Origin of the sequence: Alkalicoccobacillus porphyridii, from assembly GCF_007293315.1 — a bacterium.
GTDB classification, from domain to species: Bacteria; Bacillota; Bacilli; order Bacillales; family Bacillaceae_D; genus Alkalicoccobacillus; species Alkalicoccobacillus porphyridii.
Genome location: NZ_VLXZ01000008.1, coordinates 138377 through 164288, shown reverse-complemented (window position 1 = coordinate 164288; position 25912 = coordinate 138377). Strand labels below are relative to the sequence as shown.

The window sequence follows — 25912 nt, the reverse complement described above, 5'->3', positions numbered from 1 at the left end:
TGCCCACACTATACCTTGTATAAAATCATTCTGTCCAAATGTATGCTTATAAAATGAAAATGGGCACAGTTTTCCAAAAGCTAACCTCTCGTGAGTCAGTTAATATACTCACAAAAAGAAAAAAAGCTTTGAGGATAATCCCCAAAGCTTCCCTATAAGGTATTGATTAAAGCTCTTCCTCATTGTTTAAAGGAGTTAAATACACATCAATCTTTTTGATCTGATGTCCTTCAAATTCAATGACCTTAAACGAATAATGGTCAAAAGAAAGCTCTTCGCCTTCTTTGATATCATACTTTTGAGTTAGCATCCACCCACCAATGGTATCAGCATCTTCTTCCTCAATGTTTAAATCAAGTAACTCATTAACTTCTGTAATCATCTTCTGTCCACTAATTCGATAGTAATTTTCATCCAATTGTACAACATCTGGCTCTTCTTCTTCATCAAATTCATCGTTAATTTCTCCAACGATTTCTTCGATGATATCCTCCATCGTTAAGAGCCCAGCTGTTCCACCGTATTCATCAAACAAAATAGCCATATGGTTTTGGTTCTTCTGCATTACAACTAATACATCTTTAATCGGAACAGATTCAATCACAGAGAAGACCGGCCTAATATAATCATGAATGGATAATGCCTGCTCCTGATCCCCAACAATATTAGACAATAGTTCACGTACATTAATAATACCTAGTACATTATCTTTATCACCGTCTACCACAGGATAGCGTGTATATTTCTCCGTACGAATGGTTTTGATAATGTCTTCAAGCGGATCATCAATTGAGATTGTGACCATCTCTGGCCTTGGTACCATAATCTCCTTTGCCACTCGCTCATCGAAATCAAAGATTTTACTTACATAATCAAATTCTGATTGGTTAATTTCACCACTTTTATAGCTGTCCGAAAGAATTAAACGCAATTCCTCTTCACTGTGTGTTACCTCATGCTCACTCATTGGCTTTAAGCCAAAGGAACGAATAAGAATTCGTGCAGATCCGTTTAATAACCAGATGAACGGATACAGTAATCGGTAAAACAAAATAAGTGGTTGCGCAATCCAAAGCGTCACTTGTTCAGCCTTCTGAATAGCCAAGGTCTTAGGTGCTAATTCACCTATTACTACATGCAAGAACGTTGCTATTGAAAAAGAAATAGCGATAGATGCTGTGGTTACTAATGCTTCACTTATAGCGAGCTCTCCAATAATCGGATGCAGCATACGCTCAAATGTCGGTTCAGCTAAACGCCCTATACCTAGAGCTGTAATGGTTATACCTAGTTGGCAAGCAGACAAGTATTCATCTAAATTCGATACCACTTTCTTTGCAGCCATTGCCCGCCTGCTCCCACCTTCAAGATGTGGTTCAAGCTGAGTGCTACGTATTTTAACAATGGCAAATTCTGATGCTACAAAGAAGGCAGTTAGTGCAATAAGTGCTGCCACACCAAATAAATTAATGATCATATCAATTTCCAATCAGTTCCCTCACAATTAAGGGATTCACCTCCGCAAATGATTTAAAGTCTAAAGAACCTGCTGTTAATCTATTCTTTTGAACATACTTAACTACGGCCTCTCCACCATCAAATCACCTACTCTCTGATTGTACGCTAGTGTAATCCTTCATTGAATAAAAGGATTCTAATTTCTTATTATACACCTCGAACGCACGAAACTTAAGAATAATTATTTAAGAATGCACAAAAAAAAGCAAAGTCCTTGTAGAAGAACTCTGCGCGCTAACTTTTAAATATATTTCCAGCTTACCGCTACCCAGAAAACGGTCATGATAATCACTAATCCCACAAAAACACTAACCCTTGCAGCTTTTGGCCATCCTTTTAACCAACCCCACCTCTTTTGATCCTGATCGAACACCCACATATCAACTGCAATTGCCATCAAAATTAATACACCAGCGAGAAATGGATTAATCATGAATCCCTCTTAAAAAGACTCTCTTTACTATATTCAAGTACCTTATTTAAAATCCTTTACCCATTTCCACTAATTTCAATCAAAAATAAACTCTTCATCTTATCAATTGATAAGTTAGACCAATCCGTGGTATAAACCTATTAATAGACCCTTATCACCCGATAAGTATATAAGGAGAGAATGATGAGAAATATACTAACTAAATCAGCAAGTATCATTGTTGGCAAAAAAGGAAAGTGGATCACATTAGGAATATGGCTGCTAGCTATTATCTCTTTTCAATTTTTATTGCCTGCTTCTGGGGATTATACCGACGATACGCAGAATCCTCTTCCTTCTGATCAGCCTTCTATTCAAGCTGCAGCTGTCATTGAAGAATACTTTCCAAATAGTGACGGGCTGCCTGGATTAATTACTTGGCATCGGGAGTCCGGATTAACGGAAGAAGATCTAGCAGATATCCAGCAAATCTCACAGAGCTTAACAGATGATGAACTAACAGCTCAGGAAATGGTCATTCCCTATCAGGATTTTCCTTTACCTGCTCTAATGGATATGATCTCAGAGGACGGCACCACGTTTATTCAAACGATTTTGTTTCAAAGTAATGCCTCTGCCGAAGAAACAAAAATGGGATTAATGGAATTTGAAGAACGAGCTGTTGGAATTCTTGATGTAAATCCCTTTGAACAGACTCTTGATACAGATGATTTACTTGCACGAGTAACGGGACCTGCGGGAATTAGTGTAGATGCCACAGAATTATTTGAGAATGCAGATGTTTCATTATTAATTGGAACCGTTCTTCTAGTACTTATTTTCTTATTACTTATCTATCGTTCACCTATTTTACCGTTTATTCCTTTAGTAGCTGTAGGCGCGGCTTATGCAGTCGCTACACCAATTCTTGGTTGGATGGCGAAATCAGGATGGATCTCATATGATTCACAGGGAATTGCCATTATGACCGTGCTTTTGTTTGGTGCCGGTACAGATTATTGCTTATTTTTAATTGCCAGGTTTAGGTTGTATTTGTACGAAGAGAAGAACCGTTTAAAAGCAATACGTCACGCTCTCTCAGATACTTCAGGTGTGATAGGAGTCAGTGGATTAACCGTCGTTTCTGCATTAATGGCTTTATTAATTTCACAATATGGAACCATTCATAATTTTGCTGTTCCTTTTGGGCTATCTATTTTTATTATGATGATTTCCTCATTAACATTAGTTCCTGCTCTTCTTAGTGTAATAGGACGTTCAGCATTCTTTCCTTTTATTCCAAGAACAGAAGCGATGGAAAATCAAAGAGCACAAAAGAAGAACAAAAAAGTAAAGCTTCATAAACAATCTCGTTTCTGGCACAACGTTGGTCATTTTGCAGCTAAAAAGCCATTACGCACGATCCTAATGACACTTGCTTTTCTCATTGGAAGCTCTGTATTTGTGACTCAAATTGATTATTCCTATGATACGCTTTCTTCGTTCCCTGAAGATACACCTTCTCGCGAGGGCTTTGCTCTTATCTCAGATGCGTTTGGTTCAGGTGATCTAGCACCTGTGCAGGTGGTGTTTGATACGGGAGGTGCAAGTGTAGATGTAGCTGCGGATTTAGAGAATGTAGAGGGTATAGCTAGGGTTGAAGAGCCAGAAGTTAGCGAAATAAATGAGCATTTCATTAGCTATCAGCTGGAGCTAGATGCGAATCCTTATAGTAATGAAGCAATGGATGATTTAGAGCGTATCCAAATGAATGCGGCAGATATCGTTCTCCAGAATGATCTAGCCGGTGTATGGATTGGTGGACAAACAGCTGAACAGGTTGATCAACGTACAATTATTGCGGAAGATGAAGTGAAAATTATTGCTTTAGTTGTGGTTGTTGTCTCGATTCTGCTTTTACTCTATTTACGCTCTATTACTGCAATGATTTATCTTGTGGCCACCGTCCTTATCTCCTACACAAGTGCGCTAGGGCTAGGTTGGATCATTTTGCATTACGGGTTTGATGTACCAAGTATTTCGGCGCTGATTCCAATCTATGCCTTTGTCTTTATTGTGGCACTTGGAGAGGATTACAATATCTTTATGATCTCAAATATTTGGGAGAAGAAAAGAAACCTGCCGTTACGCCAAGCCATTCGTGAAGGTGTTGGTCAAAGTGGAGGAGTTATCACATCTGCCGGTGTTATTCTTGCCGGAACCTTTGCCGTGCTAACCACCCTGCCCATTCAAGTCTTGGTTCAGTTTGGTTTAATTACGGCAATAGGGGTTTTACTAGATACCTTTATTGTTCGCCCGTTGCTCGTACCAGCCATTACAAGCCTACTTGGCAAATGGGCATTTTGGCCATCTAAACAAATGGAAAAGAAATCAGTGAAGGAAGAGCAATAACGATCATAACGAAGGTGGATGTCACTTTAAAATACACTCCACTTTCAGAAGCGCATGGAGATTGGAGGGGATCTAAATATTGGTTCTTCGGTTGTCGCTCCCGAAAATGGGGGCGCGCTTACCGCAGGAGTACCTGAGCTAACTCGACTTTGTCGATTTAGCTCAATGAACCTTTTTATAGAGGCCACTGAAAAAGTCATGTAAACTGAGCTCATTTGCATCGCTACAGGAATCTCCATCGGTACGGCCTCAAACCTTGAACTGGTAGAGCGCCATTTCAATGTCGGTCTGTCACGTGCTGTCCCGGTGGAGCTTCGTTTTCTTTTTCCGCTTATGTTTCCAATCAGACAATTGACCAACATTCCTAATTAAGTGGATTGGCTGCGCTCACTTGCTTTCGCGCACGCACTCCGCTTTTTCGCGCATCAGATGATGATTTTCGCGCATTTCTGGTTTTTTCGCGCACTGACTTGATATTTCCGCGCATGACCCGATGTTTTTCGCACATTTTACTTTTTTTCGCGCATCCTCTACCTATTTTCGCTCATTTTCCATACGTGGGGTGGAGATGGTGGTGGATTGGCAGTGCTTGCCGACTTCCGCACCCTAGTTTAGATATTTTTCCGATGTATTTTCTGCACTTTGCGATGTTTTCGACTTTCTTCTGATGGAATTCTTGCTATGAGCTCTTGCTTCTTGCTAAATCATCCGCTTCTCTTGGTATGCAGGCCTTCTCTCTTGCTATGAGCTCCTGCTTCTTGCTAAATCTCCTGCTCCTCTTGGTATGCAGGCCTTTTCTCTAGCTATGAGCTCCTGCTTCTTGCTAAATCATCAGCTTCTCTTGGTATGCAGACTTTTTTCACTTTCCTCCCGATGTTTCTACCTCTCATTCGCGATATCCTTGTAACAAGAGGGACCTTGTTCATTTTTCACGTCATTAAACTAACATTTATATTTAAGGTAATACGTCTTTTTCAGTGGCCTTCTTTTTATCCCGCAGGTGTCGGCCCTCCATTTTCGTCCGCTTGGTGAGTGATAGGCATCAAGTGTATGAGAACAATTGTCGCCCACGTTGTTACTAAAGAGATGGATCCTATCTAAGTATGCTTGGAACACATCATAAATAATTCTTACACCATGTTTTTATCCAAATTTCTAGAAAAAAGGCGCTAACCACGTATATAAGTAGTTAGCGTCTTTTTTTAATGTGTATCTATAGATAACCTATTTAGTTGTTAAGTAACTAATTTTTTCTTAGTTATGTTTTGGATCCTCTAATGCTCCTACTACTGGATGTGGCACATATAGTTCTTCCAGGAAACTCACATCATCTTCAGTTAACTTCACTTCAAGTGAAGCGACTGCACTTTCTAGGTGTGATTCTTTTAGGGCGCCAATGATAGGGGATACGACTTGGTCTTTTTGTAGGAGCCAGGCTAATGCTACTTTATCTCGAGTCACATTATATTTTTCCGCTAGCTCTGTCACTCGTTCGACGATACCACGGTCGGCATCCATCATCCTATCGTATTTGGCTTTTTGTGTATTATCTGTCTCAGACCTGTAAGTGGTATCCTGCCAATCACGTGTTAAACGACCAGAAGCCAAAGGGCTGTATGGAGTGACTGCGATGTTTTCTTCCTTACAAAAAGGCATCATTTCCCTTTCTTCTTCTCGGTAGATTAAGTTATAGTGATTTTGCATGGAAACAAACGGGGTCCAGCCGTTTAATCGAGCTGTATGCTGTGCTTTCTGGAACTGCCAAGCGAACATTGCACTTGCGCCAATGTAACGTACTTTCCCTGCCTTCACGACATCATGCAGAGCTTCCATTGTGACTTCAATGGGTGTGTTATAATCCCAACGATGAATAATATATAGGTCTACATAATCTGTCTCAAGGCGCTGTAAGCTCTGATCAATCTCAGTCATAATTTCTTTTCTCGATAACCCTCCACTGTTTGGAGACTCTGGTCGCATGCCAAAGTTTACTTTTGTAGCAAGGACCACATCATCGCGACGAGCATAGTCTTTTAAAGCCTTACCAAGAATTCTCTCGCTCTCTCCCAGTGAATAAATGTTGGCTGTGTCAAAGAAGTTAATGCCTAAATCAAGAGCTTTCTTAATAACAGGTCGACTCTTCTCCTCATTTAAGACCCACTTGTGGATCCACTTATCGGAATCACCAAAACCCATTGCCCCTAAGCATATGCGTGAGACATCCATGCCTGTATTGCCGAATTTTATGTAGTCCATGTTTAAAGCCCTCCTATTTATTATTTAATGTTCTACAAACAGACGAAGCTTCTTTCTGCTGGAACCAGACAAATTTCGCCATCCATCTTTATGCGCTTGTAACGACGAGAATGGAGATACATTTAGTGTAAACCTTTAAGTGAACTCTAAGGCAAGCTCGTGGGGTAAATTTGATTAAAGAATTTTCCTGCTCAGACCTCTCATTGATTAACCAAAGTGCCTTGATGAAAATATAACCGCCATCTCCCATTCATTTTTTGCCAAATGGAGCTTCGTAATGTTGTACGATTTTTTGTATGATTTTGAACGCGATAGGTTGTTAAGACTGCCTGCTCAGATAAGTGTCGCATCTCAAAATCATGCAGTGTCATTTCATCTAAAGCCACTCCCCCCTTTAAACATTCGTTTTTTCCGAACTTCTTTCCTGAACTGCCTATCTCAATAAAGTCATCTGCTAATAATTCACCTAGCTTCTCAACGGACTTTCTTATATCTGGTCTTAAATGACTGTTCTCAAGCTCTTGAATCATGTTAAAGAGTGCTTTGTCTTCCTTATTTATCATTTAAATACCACCTTTTTTCTTGCCTTGCCTACTTCCCTCTAACGCCATCAAAAAACACTACCAACAGCTCCTTATACACTCGCCTTTTCGCTTCTCCGTCCGGCATTTGCTCAAGCTGCTTCATCGCTTGGCTGCTAAAAAGGTGAATGTAAAAAAGAAGTGTTTCTATAGAAAGCTCTTTGTTAAAATAATGCTCAGCCTGTCCCTGCTCAATAAAGGTCACCATCAAGGGCGTGATTTTTTGTTCATAGCTTATTAGAAGCTCTGCCATTTCCGGGTCACTAGAGACAAACGTATCAAGAAATGAAAGATTCATGGAATCAAATGCATCGTCTTTTTTTGAGAAAAACCAATCTAGCTTCTCCATAAATGAGCGCTCTGAATGTACAAGATCTTCAAATGCATGCAGTTGTTCATTCATATAAGCTTCTATTGTGTATCGGCTTAATTCATCCTTGCTTCCGAAATAATTGTAAATAGTAACCTGCGAGACGTTCGCATGATCTGCAATTTCTTTCACACTGATTTTACGTATGCCATGCTGCATATACAACTGTAGTGCAGCGCGCCAAATAATTTCTTTTTTTCGTTCTTTGCGTTTCTCAAATCCGTTCAAATCGTCCACCTCATTCAAAGCATACTAAAAATTAATGAACTAATCCAATAAAAATATTTCATAATTCATTGAAAAAGAAGAACGATTCCTGTATCTTTAAATTATGAACTTTATTTATAATTATATTTCATAATTTAAAATAAATAAGAGGTGAGTGCAGTGAAAAATCCAAAAAGTATTATGATCAATGACTTTGCGACTCAATATTACACAGCGGGTACAGATGGACCTATTCTATTGCTTGTTCATGGCGCTGGAATGGATTCTGCTGTTTTATCTTGGGAAGAGGTTTTTCTCCCCCTGTCAAAGAGCGCACGTGTCTACGCCGTTGATCTCCCTGGCTATGGCGGCAGTGAATATAAACCAGATGTCACCTATTCTAATGATTTCTACGTGAATTTCTTAAAGGATTTTATGGATGCACTTGAGATTGAAAGGGCTATGTTAATGGGATTATCGTTAGGTGGGGGAATTGTGTTAGGCTTTTCATTAACTCACCCTTCTCGCGTATCAGCCTTAGGTCTTGTTAGTTCAAATGGAATCGCAAAAAAATGGAATCATCATTTCATAACCTATCATTTTTATGTAAATACCCCACTAAATAAATTAAGCTATCGCCTAATGAGAAAGAGTAAAGCCTTTATTAGAATGATTGTGAAAGCCGGACTCTTCTACCATACCGAGCACATTGACGATCTAGTTGAGGATATTTATGAGCTGGCTCAGTCTCCCCATCTCGGCAAAGCCTTTTTCTCTTTTCAACAAAGTGAATATTTGGGCTCACAGGGTGTCAGAAGCTATTTCAAAGAGCGATTGCATGAAATTACCGTTCCAACGATCATCATACATGGCAAGGAGGAACGGACCGTTCCAGTTGCAGAAGCGATAACCGCTCATAATCTGATTCAGCAGTCTGAATTGCATCTACTAGACGAAGCTAGACACTGGCCTCAAAAGGAATACCCTGAAAAAGTAATACGGATGATTCATGATTTTATTCAAAATCATCCTGCATTGGAGGAACAGCATGCCATACCTTCAAGTAAACGGAGCTAAGATTTATTATGAAGTCTCAGGATCTGGTCCGGCTGTAGTGTTTACACACGGCCATTCAATGAATCACAAGCAATGGCATCCACAGATAGAAGCTTTAGCCGAAAACTATCAAACGATAACATGGGATGTGCGTGGCCATGGGCACTCTACGTTGCCTCCAGGTGAAGTGAATCCTCGCGATTTTAGTAAGGATCTGAATGCGCTCTTAAACCACCTACAAATTAGGAATGCTGTATTATGTGGATTATCTATGGGCGGCCATATTTCCATCCAAACAGCCGCCTACTATCCAGAAAAAGTTAAGGGCTTAATCCTTATCGGCACACCTTTCACCAATCGTTTTAACTGGTTTGAGAAATACGGAGCACCTTTTAGTAAGCTTTCATTACGAATCCTGCCCTATTCTTGGACAAAAGAGCTGACCGCGTCTATACTGTCAAAATTCAATCCATCCAACAAAAGCTATGTCAGAGAGAGCTTTAGTCAAATTAATAAGGCTGATTTTCTTAGACATTGGTCGGGTAATTTAAAAATGGAGAGTACCCATCTATTAGATCACATCACTTGCCCTACCTTAATTCTTCATGGAGACCAAGATAAAATGGTCGCCAGACAGCAAAGCTTATTAAAGTCTGCAATTAAAGGGTCAGAGTTTAAAACCATTTCCAATGCAGATCATCTAACAAATCTTGACAACCCAACAGAGGTTACAGAAGTGATTCACTCATTTCTTATCTCACACCATTCATCGGATTAAACTCATGTTCAAGCACGCTATAAACATAAGAATCTCTCCAGCCATCATCTAGCAAAATCGTTTCGCGGAGCAGCCCCTCCTATTTCATACCAAGCTTCTGCATTACCCGCTCAGAGCCTTTATGGTCACAGGTAGCATAAATGCGGTGGAGCTTATGTTGGAGGAAACCGAAAATGATGAGCTGCTCTGCTGCTTCCGTAGCATAACCCTTCCCCCAGTAGTCAGGGTGAACCACGTACGCTACCTCGCCGACCCTATTCATTCGATCACGTATACTGAGTTCTCCCACTCCAATGCATTGATGTGTCTCATTTTCTATAATGGCAAGGGCATACCTATTTCTCAATTGTGCCGCTGCATCTGCAATGATTTGAGCGACATATGCTTGGCTCTCTACTTCCGTCTGTGGATCCCAGGATTGATATCTGCTCACCTGAGGATCACACGCATACGAATGGATGCTCTTCCAATCTTGTTGTAGGCATTCACGCAGGTATAAGTGTTTAGATTGTAACAACGGTCTGTTCAGATAAGCGTTAAGCACCTCTTGATCTTCAGGATAAGTTAATTTTTTGGTGGAGAGGTCTTGAAGAGAGGTCCATTGCACATCATAGATAAGTTCATCGGGGTCCTGACTTTGAGCCATACCTCCAATAACCTGTGCCAAAAAGTATCGAACCTCATAATTCTCTCGCTCTTTACAGAAAAGCTCTGTCATAATCTGCACCTTGTAACCTGTCTCTTCTTTTACCTCACGGATACAACATTGTGCAAATGTCTCATCGCCCTGCTTTTCTCCAGAAGGAACTGACCATGTTTTATCTTCATCGGGTTTACCCTGTAGTACCATTAGGAGCTGACCCATTTGGTTTATACAGATTGCAGCTGCACCGCGCCATTTTTGATCAGCTGTCATCCTCACTCACCTTCTTTTAATGCTTTCTTAAATACTTTTTGATTACTTGAATGCTCATACCCTATACCAAGATAAAATTGGTGCGCCTCTGCTCTTTGCTCACCTGATCGAAGCCTTATTTCATCATATCCATTTGCTTTTGCCCATTCCTCACATGCGTCCATTAATTTCTTCCCCATGCCGGATCTCCTAAATGTATGGTCTACAACGATACCTCCTATTTCAGCATACTCTAATTCAATCAGCGTTTTCCCATATACATGCGCCCAACCAGAAAGGGTTTGATCTTCTGCTTCGCTTACAAAGACACCATTGGTAGTAGTAGGTAGGATTCTAGTTAGGCGCTCCTCTACTGTGTATGGGTCAACCTCATACCCGAGCTGAGTGGTTAGCACTGCTAATGCTTTCGCATCCTTCAATTCAGCAGGTCTTATCATGGTGCAACCTCTTCAATCATTGAAACTTTTTTTGTAGTAAGATCAATCATTCTTGAGCGTGGATCATTGTTTGCTATAAACAGCTCACTGCCATCTGATTGAAAGCCGTACGCGATAGGAATCGATTCACTTGCCCCTTTAAACATCCCGTCACGATGACTAACACCAATCACCATCACCTGATGCTCCGTCGCGATCTGCCTTGCTTTCTCCACCCACTCTGTAAATTGCGCTTGACTAAACATCCCTACGCCAATTGGATGAATAATTAATTCAATCGATTGTTCTGATTCCGTTTTTAACCCTTGCAAAATCAGTTCATCACATAGTATATGACCCATGGTTACATTGTTTATCGTAACAGCTGTAATCGGCGTATATTTCTGCCGATCAATCTGAACCTCTCCAGTTGCATCAATTAGCAGAGCATAATCCTTTGGCTGATGGTCCATTCTGCGGTGGCCGCCTGCTAAGATCGTATGTGTTTCTCTCGCTAGCTGCCTTGCTTCTTCAAGATTTTCATTTAGATATCCTTCTGGAAAAATCACCATATCTACATCATGATGTTTTACTACATCTTTTAACTGTAATATCGTCTTCTCCAGCTTTGGCTGCATGATTAATAGTTTCATGGTTCTGATTCAACTCCTATTGATTTTTAAATAGATAACGTATACCTTTTCCGGCCATTTGTTCATATTGATAACGTGGTAATACGTGCAGATGAGCATGAAGGACATGCTGACCAGCCACGCTTCCACAATTCCAGCCGACATTGTATCCATCGGGCTGATACTTGGCATCAATCCATGCCTTGACCTCTTTAAGCAGCTGAAATGTATCCTGCCATTCCTTTTCTGACACATCAAAAATCGTTTCTCTGTGCTGTTTTGGCACAATGACCCCCGCTCCCTGTAAGGGTAGGCCCTGCTTGGTTGCCGATTGAAGCTGTAGAAAGATACAGCTAGCATTTTCTAAAATAATCTGTTGATCTGGTTCAATTTCTGGATGACAAAACACACACTCTTTATTCATGTCTTCCTCCCTCATACCAATTACTTTCCATACCCCTTACGTAAATCCTTCCACAAAAAAAACCAGGGCTCTAATCGGCTCTGGTCTACATGCTATTATTGATAATCTTATAGTAGAGGTTGGTCGTTTCCAGCACTCCCTTTTCATTTCGTGCAAAGTTAGGTATAGCACCAGCAAATTGATAGCCAAGACTTCTATATAAACGATTGGCTGCATCACCCTCGCGCGTATCTAAAATAAGTAAACTTCTTTTCTGTTCAATGGCTTTCTTCTCAATTTCCTGCATTAATGCCCTTGCGGCTCCCAGCCTGCGAGCATCTGGGTGAACCATCAGCTTACAAATTTCCCCTCTATGTGATCCGTTAGGCTTTTGTTCCAACTCTACATACACTGTGCCAATCAGTTGATTACCTTGAAAAGCGCCTAGCATAATTCTCGATTCATTTGGGTTGCGCTTCTGCCAAAAAAGTTCTGCCTCACCCTGCTCCATTGGTGCCAAAAAACCGATCGATGCTCCTGCATTGACCGTATCCTGCATTAGCTTACTCAGAGCATCTATATAAGTATCTATCGATTTTAATTCTCTAATTTGTATATTCATTCTGGCACCTCCACGCACTTAACCTATTGTAACGTTTTTCCACCAAAGCTTAAACAGGCATGTGATGTTTCTTTACAGACACAAAAAAAGACCCTGCCATTTTCAGCAGGAGCCTTTTTACACATTAGAATTTTTCTTCATTTTTGGGAACATGATCATCTAAATGCTTGGTTTCATGCTTTTGCTTTTTTATATAAAAATACGCCCAGTATACTCCAGCTACTATACCTGGCAAAACAGTTACAAGAAATGTAGTTGGTACGGATAACCCTGATAACAAACCATCTGGCCAAATTGCCTCAATGATAAAGAGAACACCCGTCCCAATAATACCTGTCACAATTCCCCCACCGATTGCGAAAAAAATCGATAACATTATTTTTTTACCATTATCCATACTATTCACCCTTTATATGCGGCTAATCTTCTATTGCTACTCGTACTGTTCCCATTAAGATCTAAAGAGAAACATTCTCGAACGATTTCCCTTTAAAATACAAAAACTAGTCACATGTATGACTAGCTCTTATCTTCCCGCTCATGCTCGGGCTCTGGGTGAATGAATACCTCAGCATGAGGGAATTCTTTTTCAATTGTTTCTTCCATCCGATCACAAAGGTCATGAACATCCCCCATACTTTTCTCTGAGGGAACGACCAAGTGAAAGTCAATATGCTCCTGGGGGCCAGAGCGTCTTGTTCTGAATTGATGGACCTCCAAATATTCATCCTTAAAGGATTCAATAATTTTTAGAACCGCCGTTTCTTCACTATCCGTTAAACGAGAGTCAATGAGTGGTGGGAATGTTTCCTTCATTAGCTTAAACGCCTCAAACATAATATAAATCGCAAGAACCATCGCAATGATTGAATCAAGAATATACCAGCCCGTTATGGTCACAAGCAGTAAACTGACAGCTACCCCAAGCGAGGTGTATACATCAGTTAACAGGTGTAGAGCATTGGACTTCATCGCAACGGAATGAACCCGATCCGCTTCTTTTCTTACTATTTTTGAGACAACAAAATTAATCGTCGCCCCTACCACCATGACAATGACACCGAGAATAGGTAAATGAATTGGCTCAGGATGAATGATTTTGTGAATACATTCGTAAATAATCCAAATCCCCGCAACAAAAATTAAGACCGTCTCAATCGTACCCGAGACATTTTCAACCTTGCCATGACCATATGGATGCACGGCATCTGCTGGCCTTTTTGAAATACGTACCGAAAAGAAGGCAATAAGGGAAGCCATTAAGTCTAAAGAAGAATGAATGGCTTCAGAAAGAACCGCTACAGAACCCGTTATGATCCCTACAACTACTTTTAAGGCAACAACAAATGTGTTACTAGCTACAGACAAAAACGCAATCCTAGTTGTCCTCATGGCCTCACCCTTTTCCTTCTTACTAAACACCTCCATTTAGTCTATCCAGTGATTTTATGGATCATTCATTTTTTTAGGCGTGGCTACTCCGCAAAGGATTGTCCTTGTTTAGTAAGATACTCTTTTAAGATCCTAATAGCCTTTGGTCCAACGCCATGAAGGGCAAGAAGTTCCTTCTCCGTAATCTCTGTTAATTGCCCAACTTCAGTAAAGCCCTTTGCTTTTAATGCTCTTCTTGCAGGGCTGCCAATATTTTGTGGCAGTTTTTCAAATTCCATAATGTCTATTCAACTCCCCAACTTTTACGAAACGTTGATGCCTGTGTGACTCGCCTCTATCTTAGATTCATCTGTGAAATATAGCCCATTCCCAGAATCATCCTTAGCACTAATCCATAGCCCGTCAGGCGTTTCTGTCGGTTCACTTACAAAGTCTAGCTTTTGTTGATATTGGAGAATAACTTGATTTACGGATGGAACTAGAAAAACGGGCCCTGCCACAGTAGGACTTCCCTCCGTCATCTGCTCGATCATCAATTCAACGTCTGATCCCGGGAGACTAAAGGATACCGTATATTCTCCCTCTCGCCACGTTTCTGTAAAACCTAACGTATCACGGTAGAGCTCAATTGCTTTTTGTAAATCATGAACAGGCACAAAATAAAAGATGAGTTTACCTTCCATTCAACATTCCTCCCATGTGTGTGTTACATGATGATACCCCTTCATACAACACTTTCGCTGTAGGTGGGCGGATACCTTCTACTAGTTGAGCATGATCGCTTTTTATGGAATCAAACATTGTATTCGCATCTCAGGATTTTGCTCATCCATGCCGTTATCGTCGGCCTCGCGCCGATTCTAGCCCCCTTCTCGCCGCTTTCTGCTTCCTCCCGCCGATTCTTCTCCCCTTCACGCCGCTTTTTGCTCCCTCCCGCCGATTCTTCCTTCCTTCACGCCGCTTTCCGCTTCCTCCCGCCGATTCTTCTCCCCTTCACGCCGCTTTTTGCTCTCTCCCGCCGATTCTTCCCTCCTTCTCGCCGCTTTCCTCTTCCCCGCGCCGATTCTCCACAATAAAAATCCGAACATGATTGTCCGGATTTTTGTTCATTTCTCTATTTTTATTTAAGATCTTCAATTGAATCTATATCCAAATATTCAGGTACCGCTAAACCAATACGTGCGCCTTCTAAGTTTGCTCCGAGATCAACAATGTTGTCATTATATTCTTCAAGATATGCACCGTGTGTTTTTGGAAGCCATCCACCAACCATGGCGTCCGCATCACCTGAATGAATGGATGCCCACATGAATGCTGGTTCAAGCTGGGTTAACTCTACGTTGTACCCTAAATCTTCAAGAACTTTGGCCACAACATGAGTTGAAGCTGTTTCGGAGTCCCATGAAACATAGGAAAGTGTTATCGTTTTACCAGACACTGGTTCTACTCCATTTGTCCATTCAGACACTTTATCTTGATGATTTTCGACCCAGGTTCCAGCTGCTTCGGTTGGTTCCTTGCCTTCAAATACATCTAGCATCACTTCACCAATATCATCCGGCTCCCAGTGAAATTGATCAAGCACTGCAAATGCCTCGGGCGCCTCGTCTTCAAGACCTACTCTTGTAAACGTATGGATGTTCTCAGTATCTCCGTACACATCTTTTGGATCATCTAAATATTTTAAATCATAAGCAAGAAATATCCAATGCGGGTAAGAAGCAGTCACGGCAATGGGTTCCTCATTCGCGTAAGCTTCTCCTAAAGCGGCTGTCATCGCGGGATCGGAACTGTGCTGTAGATGAATATCTAGTTCATATTCAGTGATTGCCTCCTCCGTATTCATCATCACACCAGCACCAGGATCAACCCCCATAATTTCATCTATTTGAACACTTTCTTCGCCACTACTTTGATTCCCACATGCTGCTAAAGTTGCAGCTATCGTACATCCTGTCAAAACTTTTATTACTTGCTTCATGCTGTCCACTCCTCGTTCAAACATATTATTACAACACCGTTAACTATACAGACGAACAAATTTATCAACAAATGTGTCATAACCTGTTATGAGGGAATAATCTATAGTCTATCTCTCAGGATGATATTGTAATACATGCTATTCATTTAAATACTCACTAAAGCTATCGAATCATGTCGTATATAGTCGTTTTTTCTTTATTTTAACCAAAAAAAACCACTCCTTCATTCAGAAGTGGTCACTCTTTCCGACTCTTACGCTTTACGATTCCAAACCGCCATTTCACCTATGCCACGATTTGCCCATGCATAATAAGGGATCGCTTTAAAATCAACCTCTTTAGTCACTAGCTCATTATTTGAAACATAAAGAGCATTGGTTAGATTCTCCGTTCTTCTCGCTTTTCCTTTCAATACAACGACACCACCAAGCGTACTTTGATCAAAACTATGCTCAATTACCTGGTCATCTTTGATAGCCAAGCTTGATAAACCAGCACTGTTATCTACCTCCTCTAAACAATAAACAACGGGACCACGCTGCAATGCAACCTTTCCTGCATTAGCTCTTAGCTTAGGGTGTGGATGTAGGATGTTAACGTCCATTGGAATGGATAGCTTTAGTTCATCCGCCTTCTCCCAGGTACGTGTCACGTAGGCATACCCGTCTACTAGCTGAGTGGATAGTTCTTCTCCATTAATGGACATATTAAACGTGTGAGCCCAACCAGGTATACGAAAAGCAAGGGTGCCGGAAAACGAGTGCTCTGGATCTATCTTGAAGGATACACTTCCATGCCAAGGAAATTCAGATTCTTGTTGGATTCTAACTTTTTGCTCATCAAGCTCTAAGGTCGTTTGACTTCCAATATACAGGTGGACAAATCCGATCTGATCTTTTACCGAGTACACATATTGTCCAATTGAAGCAATCATACGCGCAATATTGGGTGGACAGCAGGCACATCCAAACCATGGTTGACGTTCTGATTTTACGTGCTTATAGTCGTGGCGATGGGCAGCTTGATTTGGCCAGACCTCCAGTGGATTCACATAAAAAAACTTAGTTCCATCGAGCTCAATCCCACTAATCGTCCCATTATAAATAGCACGCTCTATGACATCTGCATAGCTACCTTTAGGCTCAAGCTCCAACATCTTTTTCGCCCAAAATACCAACCCAATCGACGCACACGTTTCTGTATACGCCAAATCGTTTGGCAGATCATAATCAGAGGTAAAGGACTCTCCAAATTCTGCTGAGCCTATCCCAGCGGTAATGTACATTTGTTTTTCAGTCACGTTTTTCCAGAGTGTTTCACACGTCTTCTTTAACCCATCATCATCTAGCTCGTTTGCTAAGTCAGCCATGGCTGTATACATATAAACGGCTCTTACAGAGTGACCTGCTGCAACCTCTTGTTCTCGCACAGGCTTATGAGATTGTGAATAACTGTAGCTGTTGCGATACCACCGGTGAGGCTTTTCGCCACGGTTCACAGCCTCTTGATCAAAGAAATGAGGCTCTTCCCCTCGAATATCAATAAAAAATTGACTGAGCCTCAAGTAACGTTCTTCTTTAGTGACTCGATACAGCTTAAGCAAGGCAAGCTCTATTTCCTGATGCCCATCATATCCTCTCAGCTGATCCTCTCCATAGCCAAATACTGAATCTACATAATCTGCAAACCGGCACATTACATCTAAAAGCTGGCGTTTTCCAGTGGCTTCAAAATATGCAACAGCTGCTTCGATAAAATGACCACCTACGTATAGCTCATGATTATCCCTTAAATTTGTCCATCTTTTATTCGGCTCTTTAATCGTGTAATAGGTATTTAAATAGCCATCGGGCTGCTGGGCTCTTTTAACTAGAGCAATGACATCATCGCAGGTCGCTTCAAGTTCAGGGTCGGGTCTTTCTTTTAAGATGTAGGCTACCGCTTCAATCCATTTCGCCAAGTCACTATCCTGAAACACAAAGCCGTGAAACTCACCTGTCTCTTCGCCGGCAGCGATCTTAAAATTTTTTATGGCATGACTCGGCGCAGCACCTTCGACACGATCGTTTAAAGCCTCCCATTGATAGGGAATCACCTTCTCCTTCACTAAATCAATATATCTACTCCAAAATAGATCTGTCACCTTCACATCATGTTTTTGTTGAACCTTCATCTCATTCACCCTCTCTACCTAATTATGAAATCGCTTACAAATAATATTAGCAGGTTATGTCTTGCTTGTCGGTAGTTCAATTTATACAATAGGTGGACTTTTTCGCACACGTTGCTTACGATATATGTAAACATGGGAGGTGGATGATTATGAATCAAAATTATTTAATGGTACAAGCCACTCAACCCGTCCAATTTTCATCAGCAGGTCGTGTTGAGACTACTAAACCGTTTCTTCATCCTACTCGCACTCTAGATAGCTATGTTTTATTAATAGGTATGAAAGGTGCACTTAGCATCACACAAGAGAATCAAACCTATCATCTACTTCCCGGGAGCACATTACTTTTAAAAAAAGGGATGGAGCATCGCGGGCTGAATCATTCTACGGAACCACTATCCTATTATTGGTTCCATTTTTATTTGGATGATCAACTCACTAACTATGTTTCAAATAAGCAAGTATTGGATCAGATGCGGACAACCATCCAAGAGCCTTCCAGCCAAACATTTAGTTCAACTATTTACATTCCAACCTACTCGGAGCCTCATAAAATTGAACGTCTCACCATACTTTTTAACCAGCTTCTGGACATTTCTAAAGGAGTTTCTAACACATATTTAGCAGCGAGTTATATCATGACTTCGCTTTTAATTGAATTATCCAATCAGACGATTGAAGTGTTCTCTCAAAAACAACAAGAGCAACTTGCGGATCATAACCTCACACCTATTATTGAATGGATGCATGTTCATGCAGGCCAATCCTATTCTGTCGCAGAGATAGCTCAGAAATTTAACTATAATGCGAACTATCTTTCCCGTCAGTTTAAATCCAAGATCGGGATGTCACTACAATCCTATCTCAGCCTAGTGAAAATGACTAAAGCAAAGGATCTCCTTTCACGAACCCGCTACAGCATTCGTAGCATCTCTCACGCTATCGGTATAGAAGATGAGAAATACTTTATGCGACTTTTTAAAAAGAACGAGGGAATGACCCCCTCGGAATTTAGAAAAGCCTATTATCGAGTGAACCTTACCGACTTAGAAAAAGAATGAGACGTTTACGTACGAGTGCAAAAAGTAAGTAGTAAGAGAATCCCGACAATCATGATAATTGTAAAAAGTCTTGTTAAGCATCCACCCTGTGTGAGACTTGTCCATCTGCCAGTAACCCCTTTATCAAAAGCCTCACCCACTGTTTCTCTTGTTTTAGGATGGGTTTCCCAGGATCTATCTTCTCGCATCATTGAACCTCCTTTATCTATTTGAGATAGTGCGTGCTACAACACGAATTGGTTACAACAACTCTTACATTATCAACCATTTATCAAATAATGAAGAAACCATATCAATTGAGGAAATAATGTTATAAATAAAATAACAAAACCTATCGCTGAAAGAACGGTAACAAGCCAGTTGCGAGCATTCACATCAATATAATAGAATGCTGCCCAGAGTAAGTAATAGATCATAAACGCAGACAGAGTTGTAGCTATGGTAGGCTGTTCTTCATTCGTGGCACTTACATTAAAAATGGAGAAGAAACATACAACAGATATTATCGCAAATAATACTAAATTTTTGACGTGAATAATTATTCCCAACAATTTTCCCCCTCCCCTTATTAAACGTTATACTTAATGAATAGAGTACATAAGGACGGTCAGATATGAACATTCTTGAAAAACTACAAACGCTCATTATTTTAGCGGCAGTTGTAATTGGCATTGCACTTGGTCAAATTGCCGCTGTAAATGCCTATGCTTCTTCTTTTATCTTACCTTTTTTACTAGTCATGCTGTATGGATTATTTTTATCTGTGCCACTCCACCAGCTAAAAGAAGCCTTTAAGCATGTGCGCTTTTTTAGCGCCAGTACTTTTATCAACTTTGTGTCGACCCCAGTCCTTGCATGGGCAATCGGCGCTATTTTTCTTTCTGACCATCCTGCTTTATGGATTGGTTTTATTTTATTAATGGTAACGCCGTGCACCGATTGGTATCTAGTATTTACGGGTATGGCCAAAGGAAATGTTCCACTGGCTACATCTATTCTGCCAGTAAATCTTGTTCTACAGGTTCTTTTGCTGCCTGTTTACCTCCTCATTTTTGCTGGTTCCATGGAAATGATCTCTCTTTCTACATTAGCTGAAAGTCTAGTCATAGTTTTTATTTTGCCTTTCGGTTTAGCCGTACTTACTAGATTCATTCTTAAGAAGAGAAAGTCCTTTATTAAAAAGAAACTACTTCCGTTCTTTTCTTCTGCTCAGATTATCTTCTTATCATTAGCTGTCATTGCCATGTTTGCTTCTCAAGGAACGTATTTGCTTGAAAATATGGAAGTTATGTATATTCTACTTCTGCCCATTCTGCTTTTTTTCGTCATTAACTTTGGGGTTGGAAAACTTGTGGCTCAGTGGATAAACATGTCTTATGAGGATTCCGTTAGCTTACGATTTACAATCACTGCTCGCAATTCACCCGTAGCTCTGGCTATTGTCATTACTGCTTTTCCAGATCAACCTTTAATTGCGCTAGCGTTAGTGATCGGCCCCCTTATCGAGCTGCCTGTACTAGCATTCATTGCGCAGATATTACTTCGATCAAGGAAAAAGAATGAAAAAAAAGCCTATGCTCCAAAGAGTTAGGCTTTCCTAAATGAGGCTGTTGCTAATGCACACAGCTCATTCTTGCTGTTCATCAGCTTCCCCTCCGTGGTAATAACGGTTTGTGTTTGATGAACGATTTGGGTCCTTACAATGACATCTTCTTCTACAGGAGCGACATAATGAATATTTAGATTGGTGGTCACGATCTTGGCCTCTGGATACATGATCATGGCGTGAAGACCCATTGCGCTATCGAGTAGAGTAGCATGAACACCACCATGAAGAATTCCTGCAAGATTTAAGTGGTGAGGCTCAACCTTTAGTTTAACTTCTACTGATTGATTACTCACATCTACTACCTCACAGCCAACATACCCCCAAAACGTACGCTCGGCTTTTTCAGCCATCTTTTTTAAATAGCTTTCTTCCTTCAGGGATAAGGATTTTACCATGTCCCTCACTCCTTCCAACTTACTTACGCCTTCTTCTGTTTATTTAATTCCTCTTCTACCACTTTACGTCTTAATGTTTTTCCAATAAGTGTCTTCGGCAATGAGTCGCGTATTTCAAAGCTACGTGGGACTTTATAGGCGGCAAGCCTTTCGCGACAAAATTGGTCGACTTCCTCGATGTCGACTTGCACACCCTGCTTTAGAATTAAAAAGGCCTTAACCGTCTCACCACGATACTCATCTGGGATCCCTGCTACCACCGCGTCCATAACGGCCGGATGTTCAAAAAGAACTTCCTCAACTTCTCGAGGATAAATATTAAACCCACCAGCAATGATGATATCTTTTTTTCGATCCATTATATAAAAATAGCCTTCTTCATCCACCTGAGCCATATCCCCCGTGTACAGCCATCCATCCTTTAAAACTCTTGCCGTTTCCGCTGGAGCGTTCCAGTAGCCTGACATGATCTGTGGACCTTTTACCAGTAATTCACCGACTTCTCCAATTTCCAGCTCCTCTTCGGTAGAGGGGTTTATGATCTTCGCTTCTGTATTAGGAAAAGGGATGCCAATGGAGCCGATTTTTCGTTTGCCCCATATATTATTCGCATGAGTGACAGGAGAGGCTTCTGTTAAGCCATATCCCTCGGTCAGCTTCCCACCGGTAATCGATTCAAACTGCTCTTGAACCTCGCCAGGAAGTGGTGCGGCCCCACTGATACAGATATTAATAGAAGAAAGATCATATTGACGAATGTTTGGATGGTGTAGCAAGGCAATATACATGGTAGGTGCACCTGGAAAAATGGTTGGTTTCATTTTATCGATAAGCTTTAAGGTGGTCTCCGCCTCAAATCTAGGCAATAGAAGCAGCATGCCCGCCTGCCTCATTGCTAGGTTCATGAGGACCGTCATACCGAACACATGGAAAAACGGGAGAGCGGCTAAATAACGTTCCTCACCTTCCGTACTTTGATACGACCACTCTTTTGTTTGCAAGGTGTTTGCAATCAAGTTGTAATGAGTTAGCATAACCCCTTTTGAAAGTCCAGTTGTCCCTCCCGTGTATTGAAGCAAAGCAAGATCTCGCTCTGCATCTACCTCAACTAAAACCGGCTTCGTATCTGCCTCCATTAAGCACCTCTTAAAGGAATGGGCGGTTGTTGAATAATCCACTCGAGTAGATAGTCCATCCTTCCTAAGTGTAAGCGGATACAATACATTTTTCGGGAAAGGTAAATAATCTTTAATTGAGGTAAAGATGGTGTGTTTGACGTCCGTTTCAGGTAAAACGTTATTTACACGTTTTGATAAAATATCCAATGTGATTAAATATTCCGAGCCTGAATCAGTGAGCTGGTGCTTTAATTCTCTTTCTGTGTACAAAGGGTTTGTTTGTACAACTACGGCTCCAGTTAATAGTGCACCGTAATAAGAGATGACTGCCTGAGGGCAATTGGGTAGCATGATGGCTACCCGATCCCCCTTTTGCACGCCCAATGTCAGTAAGCTATTGGCCATTCGATAGGTAGAATCCAATAACTGCTTATAGGTTAGCTTTTTTCCCAAGAAATGAATGGCGATCTGGTCCGGGTACTTCTCTGCACTATCAATCATAAATCGTGCCAAATGTTGTTTAGGGTAATCATAGCTTGGTTGTACTTCAGCTGGATAATGTTCCAGCCAGACGCTGTCCTGCATAACCAGCACCCCTTTTTGGTGTGATTGTTAGCTCTTATACGACATACTTACTTGCGTACGCGACTTTTTCAGCAATATGACGTTTTTTTGCGATCAGATTAACCGGTGTTCTTCTTCCGAGTTTCTTCAAAATAGATAGCTGTGTCCGCAGCATGTCTCCTGTCTCCATCGTCGCAAGAATGTCCTTGGCCCAAGCTTCGATTTTCTCAAAAGCCTCATGTACAGCAATTTCTGTCATGGCAATAGCGATGGTCGCTTTGTCTTCGCCTCTTTTTTCAATCAACTGCTTTGTGCGAGCAAATGCGCCTTCGATAGCGTAAATTTGGATCATCATATCAGCGAGGTGGCTAAGGATCTCCTGTTCCTGCTCTAGCTTCATTTGATACTTCTGAACAGCCTGACCTCCAGCCATTAAGAACATTTTCTTAGCCATCGCAATTAAGTGCTCTTCTTGTTCTAGCGTCCCTTCAATCTTTCTTCCTGGCACCATGGATAGCAGTTCGGACTGCAGTGCCTGGGCCTTTTCCATAAGCGGAAGCTGACCTTTCATTGCCCGCTTTAACAGGGTGCCCGGTATGAGAAGACGGTTAATTTCATTGGTTCCCTCAAAGATCCGGTTGATTCGGGAATCACGGTAAATCCGTTCAATTTTATACTCTTGAATATACCCATAGCCCCCATGAATCTGAACCCCTTCATCGGCAATTGAATCAAGTGTTTCTGAGCTAAAGACCTTGTTAATTGAACACTCAATGGCATATTCAGCAATGGCCTTGGCGGCGACCACCCCAGCATCTGGTTTGCTGTTATCCATCTCTCGCATCGCTTCATCCATTAAACCGGCCGTACGATAGACCATACTCTCTAATAGATAAGTTTTTACATTCATCTCAGCTAGCTTTTTTGCAACAAGAGGAAATGATGAAATCGGTCTTCCAAACTGCGTGCGCTCATTGGCATATTCTGCTGAAAGCTCAATCGTTTCCTTTGCGGCTCCAACACTTCCAGCAGCAAGCTTAAATCGTCCAATATTTAAAATGTTAAAAGCAATCAGATGACCTTTGCCCACCTCCCACAATAGATTTTCGGCAGGGACCTTTACATCCTCCAAAATAAGCGGACAGGTAGAGGAACCCTTAATACCCATTTTCTTTTCTTCCGGACCAATACTGACGCCCTCCATCTCACGCTCCACAATAAACGTGCTGAAGTGCTCGCCTTCAACCTTTGCATAGACAATAAAGACATCTGCAAAGCCGGCATTTGTAATAAATTGCTTTGTACCAGACAGAGTATAGTAGCTTTTATCATCAGATAAGACGGCATTGGCCTTTGCGCCTTGCGCATCTGATCCAGAAGACGGTTCCGTTAAACAATAGGCTGCAATCTTTGTGCCTATTGCAAGATCTGGAAGGTAACGTTGCTTTTGCTCCTCTGTGCCAAAATAAACAATGGGTAGGGTTCCAATTCCTACATGTGCTCCAACTGAAAGCGCAAAGGAAGATGCTTTTGCTAGCTTTTCATTGATTAAGGTGGAGCTGACTTTATCTAGCTCTAAGCCGTTATATTGTTCGGGAACATCTGCTCCTAACAAACCTAACTCGCCTGCTTTTCGAATTAAATCGACTGTGAGCTCATAATCCAGCTTCTCAATCTGCTCATCATGGGGCAGAACCTCCCCTTGTATAAAATCCCTTGTTGTATCAGCAATCATTCGTTGCTCATCTGTCAATTGATCTGGCGTCATAACTTCTGTTGTATCTTCTATAATAAAGCTGCCGCCTGCTGCCGTTTTTAACATATGAATTCCTCCTAATGAATGATTATGCGTGAACCTCAAATACTCCCGCTGCGCCCATACCTCCACCTATACACATGGAAACGACTCCGTAGCCCCCGCCGCGACGTTGTAATTCGTAGAGCAAGGTGGATGTCAGCTTCGCTCCTGTGCAGCCAAGAGGATGACCTAACGCAATGCCTCCCCCATTGACATTAACCTTTGCTTCATCAATTCCAAGCTCACGAATAATTTGAATGCATTGTGAAGCAAAGGCTTCATTGATTTCAAACAGATCAATGTCATCCTGAGTAATACCAGCCAGGTTTAAAGCTTTCGGAATCGCTTTAATTGGACCAACCCCCATGATTTCAGGCTCCACACCAGCCACTGCAAATGATTTAAAGGTAGCGAGTGGTTTTAAACCAAGCTCTTCGGCTTTTTCACGACTCATCACCACGCATGCGGCCGCCCCATCGCTCATTTGTGAGGCGTTTCCTGCCGTTACCGTTCCTCCGCGTTTAAAAGCTGGCTTCAATTGAGCAAGAACCTCACTTGTGGTTTGCTCACGAATTCCTTCATCTTGCTCAAACACAAAGCTTTTTTCCCAGCGTTCCCCACTCTCTGAGACGCCGCTTTTTGAGGTATGAACTGGAACAATTTCTTCTTGGAACGCTCCTTTTTGCACAGCCGCTGCTGCTTTTTGATGGCTAGCCGCTGCAAAGGCATCCTGATCCTCACGCGAGACCTCAAATCGACTCGCTACCTCTTCAGCTGTAAAGCCCATACCCATATATGCTTCAGGCATTTCTTCAACTATTTTTGGATGAGGAGAGAGCTTAAACCCATTCATTGGTACATGGCTCATACTCTCAACTCCACCCGCAATGATGACGTCTGAGTGACCAAGCATAATACGCTCTGCGGCAAAAGCAATCGACTGAAGTCCAGATGAACAAAAGCGATTGATCGTTAAAGCAGGTGTGGTGACTGGAAAGCCACTGTACAACGAAATAATTCTCGCAATATTTAACCCCTGCTCTCCCTCCGGCATGGCACAGCCGAAGATGACATCCTCTACCTCTTCCTTCTTCAGTCCTGGTGCCCGTTCGATTACAGCATCCAGAACCGCTTTGCCTAAGTCCTCAACTCGTGTCTCCGAGAGGCTTCCCTTTTTGGCTCTGCCAGCCGCTGTCCTAGCTGTTGAAACAATCACTGCTTCTTTCAAGTGAAACCCACCC

At 41.6% G+C, this 25912-nt stretch carries 27 protein-coding genes; 5 read left to right on the top strand and 22 right to left on the bottom strand.

Annotated elements, in window-relative coordinates; translation table 11 throughout:
• Positions 1 to 166 precede the first annotated feature (166 nt).
• Both FN960_RS13975 and FN960_RS13970 read right to left on the bottom strand, forming a co-directional pair.
• Positions 167 to 1489, bottom strand: a complete 1323-nt coding sequence (locus FN960_RS13975; RefSeq protein WP_143849345.1) for a hemolysin family protein — start codon at positions 1487 to 1489, stop codon at positions 167 to 169.
• Between the two features lie 270 nt (positions 1490 to 1759).
• On the bottom strand, positions 1760 to 1951 hold the full coding sequence (locus tag FN960_RS13970; RefSeq protein WP_143849344.1) for a hypothetical protein: 192 nt from the start codon (positions 1949 to 1951) through the stop codon (positions 1760 to 1762).
• A 180-nt stretch (positions 1952 to 2131) separates the two neighbouring features.
• Here FN960_RS13970 and FN960_RS13965 point away from each other — a divergent pair, with 180 nt between their 5' ends.
• On the top strand, positions 2132 to 4342 hold the full coding sequence (locus tag FN960_RS13965) for an MMPL family transporter (RefSeq protein ID WP_143849343.1): 2211 nt from the start codon (positions 2132 to 2134) through the stop codon (positions 4340 to 4342).
• 1254 nt (positions 4343 to 5596) lie between these two features.
• On the opposite strand, the gene FN960_RS13960 is transcribed toward FN960_RS13965, so the two are convergent.
• The 3 genes from FN960_RS13960 to FN960_RS13950 all read right to left on the bottom strand — a co-directional run bounded on the left by FN960_RS13960 (position 5597) and on the right by FN960_RS13950 (position 7777).
• Complete coding sequence (locus FN960_RS13960; RefSeq protein ID WP_143849342.1) at positions 5597 to 6598, bottom strand: aldo/keto reductase; 1002 nt, start codon at positions 6596 to 6598, stop codon at positions 5597 to 5599.
• A 200-nt stretch (positions 6599 to 6798) separates the two neighbouring features.
• Positions 6799 to 7161: a nuclear transport factor 2 family protein gene (locus FN960_RS13955; protein ID WP_143849341.1), complete on the bottom strand. Its 363-nt coding sequence runs from the start codon at positions 7159 to 7161 to the stop codon at positions 6799 to 6801.
• 28 nt (positions 7162 to 7189) lie between these two features.
• Positions 7190 to 7777: a TetR/AcrR family transcriptional regulator gene (locus FN960_RS13950; RefSeq protein WP_143849340.1), complete on the bottom strand. Its 588-nt coding sequence runs from the start codon at positions 7775 to 7777 to the stop codon at positions 7190 to 7192.
• A gap of 159 nt (positions 7778 to 7936) precedes the next feature.
• Between FN960_RS13950 and FN960_RS13945 the strand changes: the two genes are divergently transcribed.
• Both FN960_RS13945 and FN960_RS13940 read left to right on the top strand, forming a co-directional pair.
• On the top strand, positions 7937 to 8833 hold the full coding sequence (locus tag FN960_RS13945) for an alpha/beta fold hydrolase (protein ID WP_143849339.1): 897 nt from the start codon (positions 7937 to 7939) through the stop codon (positions 8831 to 8833).
• Positions 8805 to 9590: an alpha/beta fold hydrolase gene (locus FN960_RS13940; RefSeq protein WP_143849338.1), complete on the top strand. Its 786-nt coding sequence runs from the start codon at positions 8805 to 8807 to the stop codon at positions 9588 to 9590. Before FN960_RS13945 ends, FN960_RS13940 begins: the two co-directional genes overlap by 29 nt.
• Positions 9591 to 9669: 79 nt before the next feature.
• On the opposite strand, the gene FN960_RS23220 is transcribed toward FN960_RS13940, so the two are convergent.
• The 11 genes from FN960_RS23220 to FN960_RS13880 form a co-directional block, all read right to left on the bottom strand.
• Positions 9670 to 10506, bottom strand: coding sequence for a GNAT family N-acetyltransferase (locus FN960_RS23220; protein WP_260682010.1), 837 nt, complete (start codon positions 10504 to 10506; stop codon positions 9670 to 9672).
• Between the two features lie 2 nt (positions 10507 to 10508).
• A complete protein-coding gene (locus FN960_RS13925; protein ID WP_143849337.1) occupies positions 10509 to 10943 on the bottom strand; it encodes a GNAT family N-acetyltransferase in 435 nt (144 codons plus the stop codon).
• On the bottom strand, positions 10940 to 11575 hold the full coding sequence (locus FN960_RS13920) for a hypothetical protein (protein ID WP_143849336.1): 636 nt from the start codon (positions 11573 to 11575) through the stop codon (positions 10940 to 10942). The genes FN960_RS13925 and FN960_RS13920 overlap by 4 nt, the downstream gene beginning before the upstream one ends.
• 16 nt (positions 11576 to 11591) lie before the next feature.
• Positions 11592 to 11978, bottom strand: a complete 387-nt coding sequence (locus FN960_RS13915; protein ID WP_143849335.1) for an HIT family protein — start codon at positions 11976 to 11978, stop codon at positions 11592 to 11594.
• Positions 11979 to 12063: 85 nt separating this feature from the next.
• Complete coding sequence (locus FN960_RS13910; RefSeq protein WP_143849334.1) at positions 12064 to 12579, bottom strand: GNAT family N-acetyltransferase; 516 nt, start codon at positions 12577 to 12579, stop codon at positions 12064 to 12066.
• Positions 12580 to 12703: 124 nt separating this feature from the next.
• Entirely contained in the window at positions 12704 to 12976 is a 273-nt protein-coding gene (locus tag FN960_RS13905) for a hypothetical protein (RefSeq protein WP_143849333.1), read from the bottom strand.
• A 122-nt stretch (positions 12977 to 13098) separates the two neighbouring features.
• Positions 13099 to 13971 carry a cation diffusion facilitator family transporter gene (locus FN960_RS13900; RefSeq protein WP_143849332.1) on the bottom strand — a complete coding sequence of 291 codons (873 nt, stop codon included), beginning with the start codon at positions 13969 to 13971 and terminating at the stop codon, positions 13099 to 13101.
• An 83-nt stretch (positions 13972 to 14054) separates the two neighbouring features.
• Complete coding sequence (locus FN960_RS13895; protein ID WP_143849331.1) at positions 14055 to 14249, bottom strand: helix-hairpin-helix domain-containing protein; 195 nt, start codon at positions 14247 to 14249, stop codon at positions 14055 to 14057.
• A 24-nt stretch (positions 14250 to 14273) separates the two neighbouring features.
• Entirely contained in the window at positions 14274 to 14654 is a 381-nt protein-coding gene (locus FN960_RS13890) for a VOC family protein (protein WP_143849330.1), read from the bottom strand.
• 437 nt (positions 14655 to 15091) lie between these two features.
• Positions 15092 to 15952 carry a glycine betaine ABC transporter substrate-binding protein gene (locus FN960_RS13885; RefSeq protein ID WP_143849329.1) on the bottom strand — a complete coding sequence of 287 codons (861 nt, stop codon included), beginning with the start codon at positions 15950 to 15952 and terminating at the stop codon, positions 15092 to 15094.
• 254 nt (positions 15953 to 16206) lie between these two features.
• Positions 16207 to 18126, bottom strand: a complete 1920-nt coding sequence (locus FN960_RS13880; RefSeq protein WP_143849328.1) for a glycoside hydrolase family 127 protein — start codon at positions 18124 to 18126, stop codon at positions 16207 to 16209.
• Positions 18127 to 18275: 149 nt separating this feature from the next.
• On the opposite strand from FN960_RS13880, the gene FN960_RS13875 reads away from it, so the two are divergent.
• Positions 18276 to 19187 (top strand): AraC family transcriptional regulator, encoded by a 912-nt coding sequence (locus tag FN960_RS13875; RefSeq protein ID WP_185971040.1) that lies wholly within the window; start codon positions 18276 to 18278, stop codon positions 19185 to 19187.
• Positions 19188 to 19192: 5 nt separating this feature from the next.
• Here the strand turns inward: FN960_RS13875 and FN960_RS13870 are convergent, their stop codons facing one another.
• Both FN960_RS13870 and FN960_RS13865 read right to left on the bottom strand, forming a co-directional pair.
• Positions 19193 to 19378 (bottom strand): hypothetical protein, encoded by a 186-nt coding sequence (locus FN960_RS13870; RefSeq protein WP_143849326.1) that lies wholly within the window; start codon positions 19376 to 19378, stop codon positions 19193 to 19195.
• Between the two features lie 69 nt (positions 19379 to 19447).
• Complete coding sequence (locus FN960_RS13865; RefSeq protein ID WP_143849325.1) at positions 19448 to 19735, bottom strand: hypothetical protein; 288 nt, start codon at positions 19733 to 19735, stop codon at positions 19448 to 19450.
• Between the two features lie 65 nt (positions 19736 to 19800).
• Between FN960_RS13865 and FN960_RS13860 the strand changes: the two genes are divergently transcribed.
• The gene (locus FN960_RS13860; RefSeq protein ID WP_143849324.1) at positions 19801 to 20778 is read left to right on the top strand and encodes an arsenic resistance protein; all 978 of its coding nucleotides are present in this window, start codon (positions 19801 to 19803) and stop codon (positions 20776 to 20778) included.
• Here FN960_RS13860 and FN960_RS13855 read toward each other — a convergent pair.
• The 4 genes from FN960_RS13855 to FN960_RS13840 are packed head-to-tail and all read right to left on the bottom strand — an operon-like array spanning position 20775 to position 25899.
• On the bottom strand, positions 20775 to 21191 hold the full coding sequence (locus FN960_RS13855; protein WP_260682009.1) for a PaaI family thioesterase: 417 nt from the start codon (positions 21189 to 21191) through the stop codon (positions 20775 to 20777). The two genes, FN960_RS13860 and FN960_RS13855, sit on opposite strands and share 4 nt — an antisense overlap.
• Positions 21192 to 21214: 23 nt before the next feature.
• Entirely contained in the window at positions 21215 to 22894 is a 1680-nt protein-coding gene (locus tag FN960_RS13850) for a long-chain-fatty-acid--CoA ligase (RefSeq protein ID WP_143849323.1), read from the bottom strand.
• A gap of 34 nt (positions 22895 to 22928) precedes the next feature.
• On the bottom strand, positions 22929 to 24695 hold the full coding sequence (locus tag FN960_RS13845; protein WP_143849322.1) for an acyl-CoA dehydrogenase FadE: 1767 nt from the start codon (positions 24693 to 24695) through the stop codon (positions 22929 to 22931).
• Positions 24696 to 24717: 22 nt separating this feature from the next.
• A complete protein-coding gene (locus FN960_RS13840; protein ID WP_143849321.1) occupies positions 24718 to 25899 on the bottom strand; it encodes an acetyl-CoA C-acyltransferase in 1182 nt (393 codons plus the stop codon).
• Positions 25900 to 25912 lie beyond the last annotated feature (13 nt).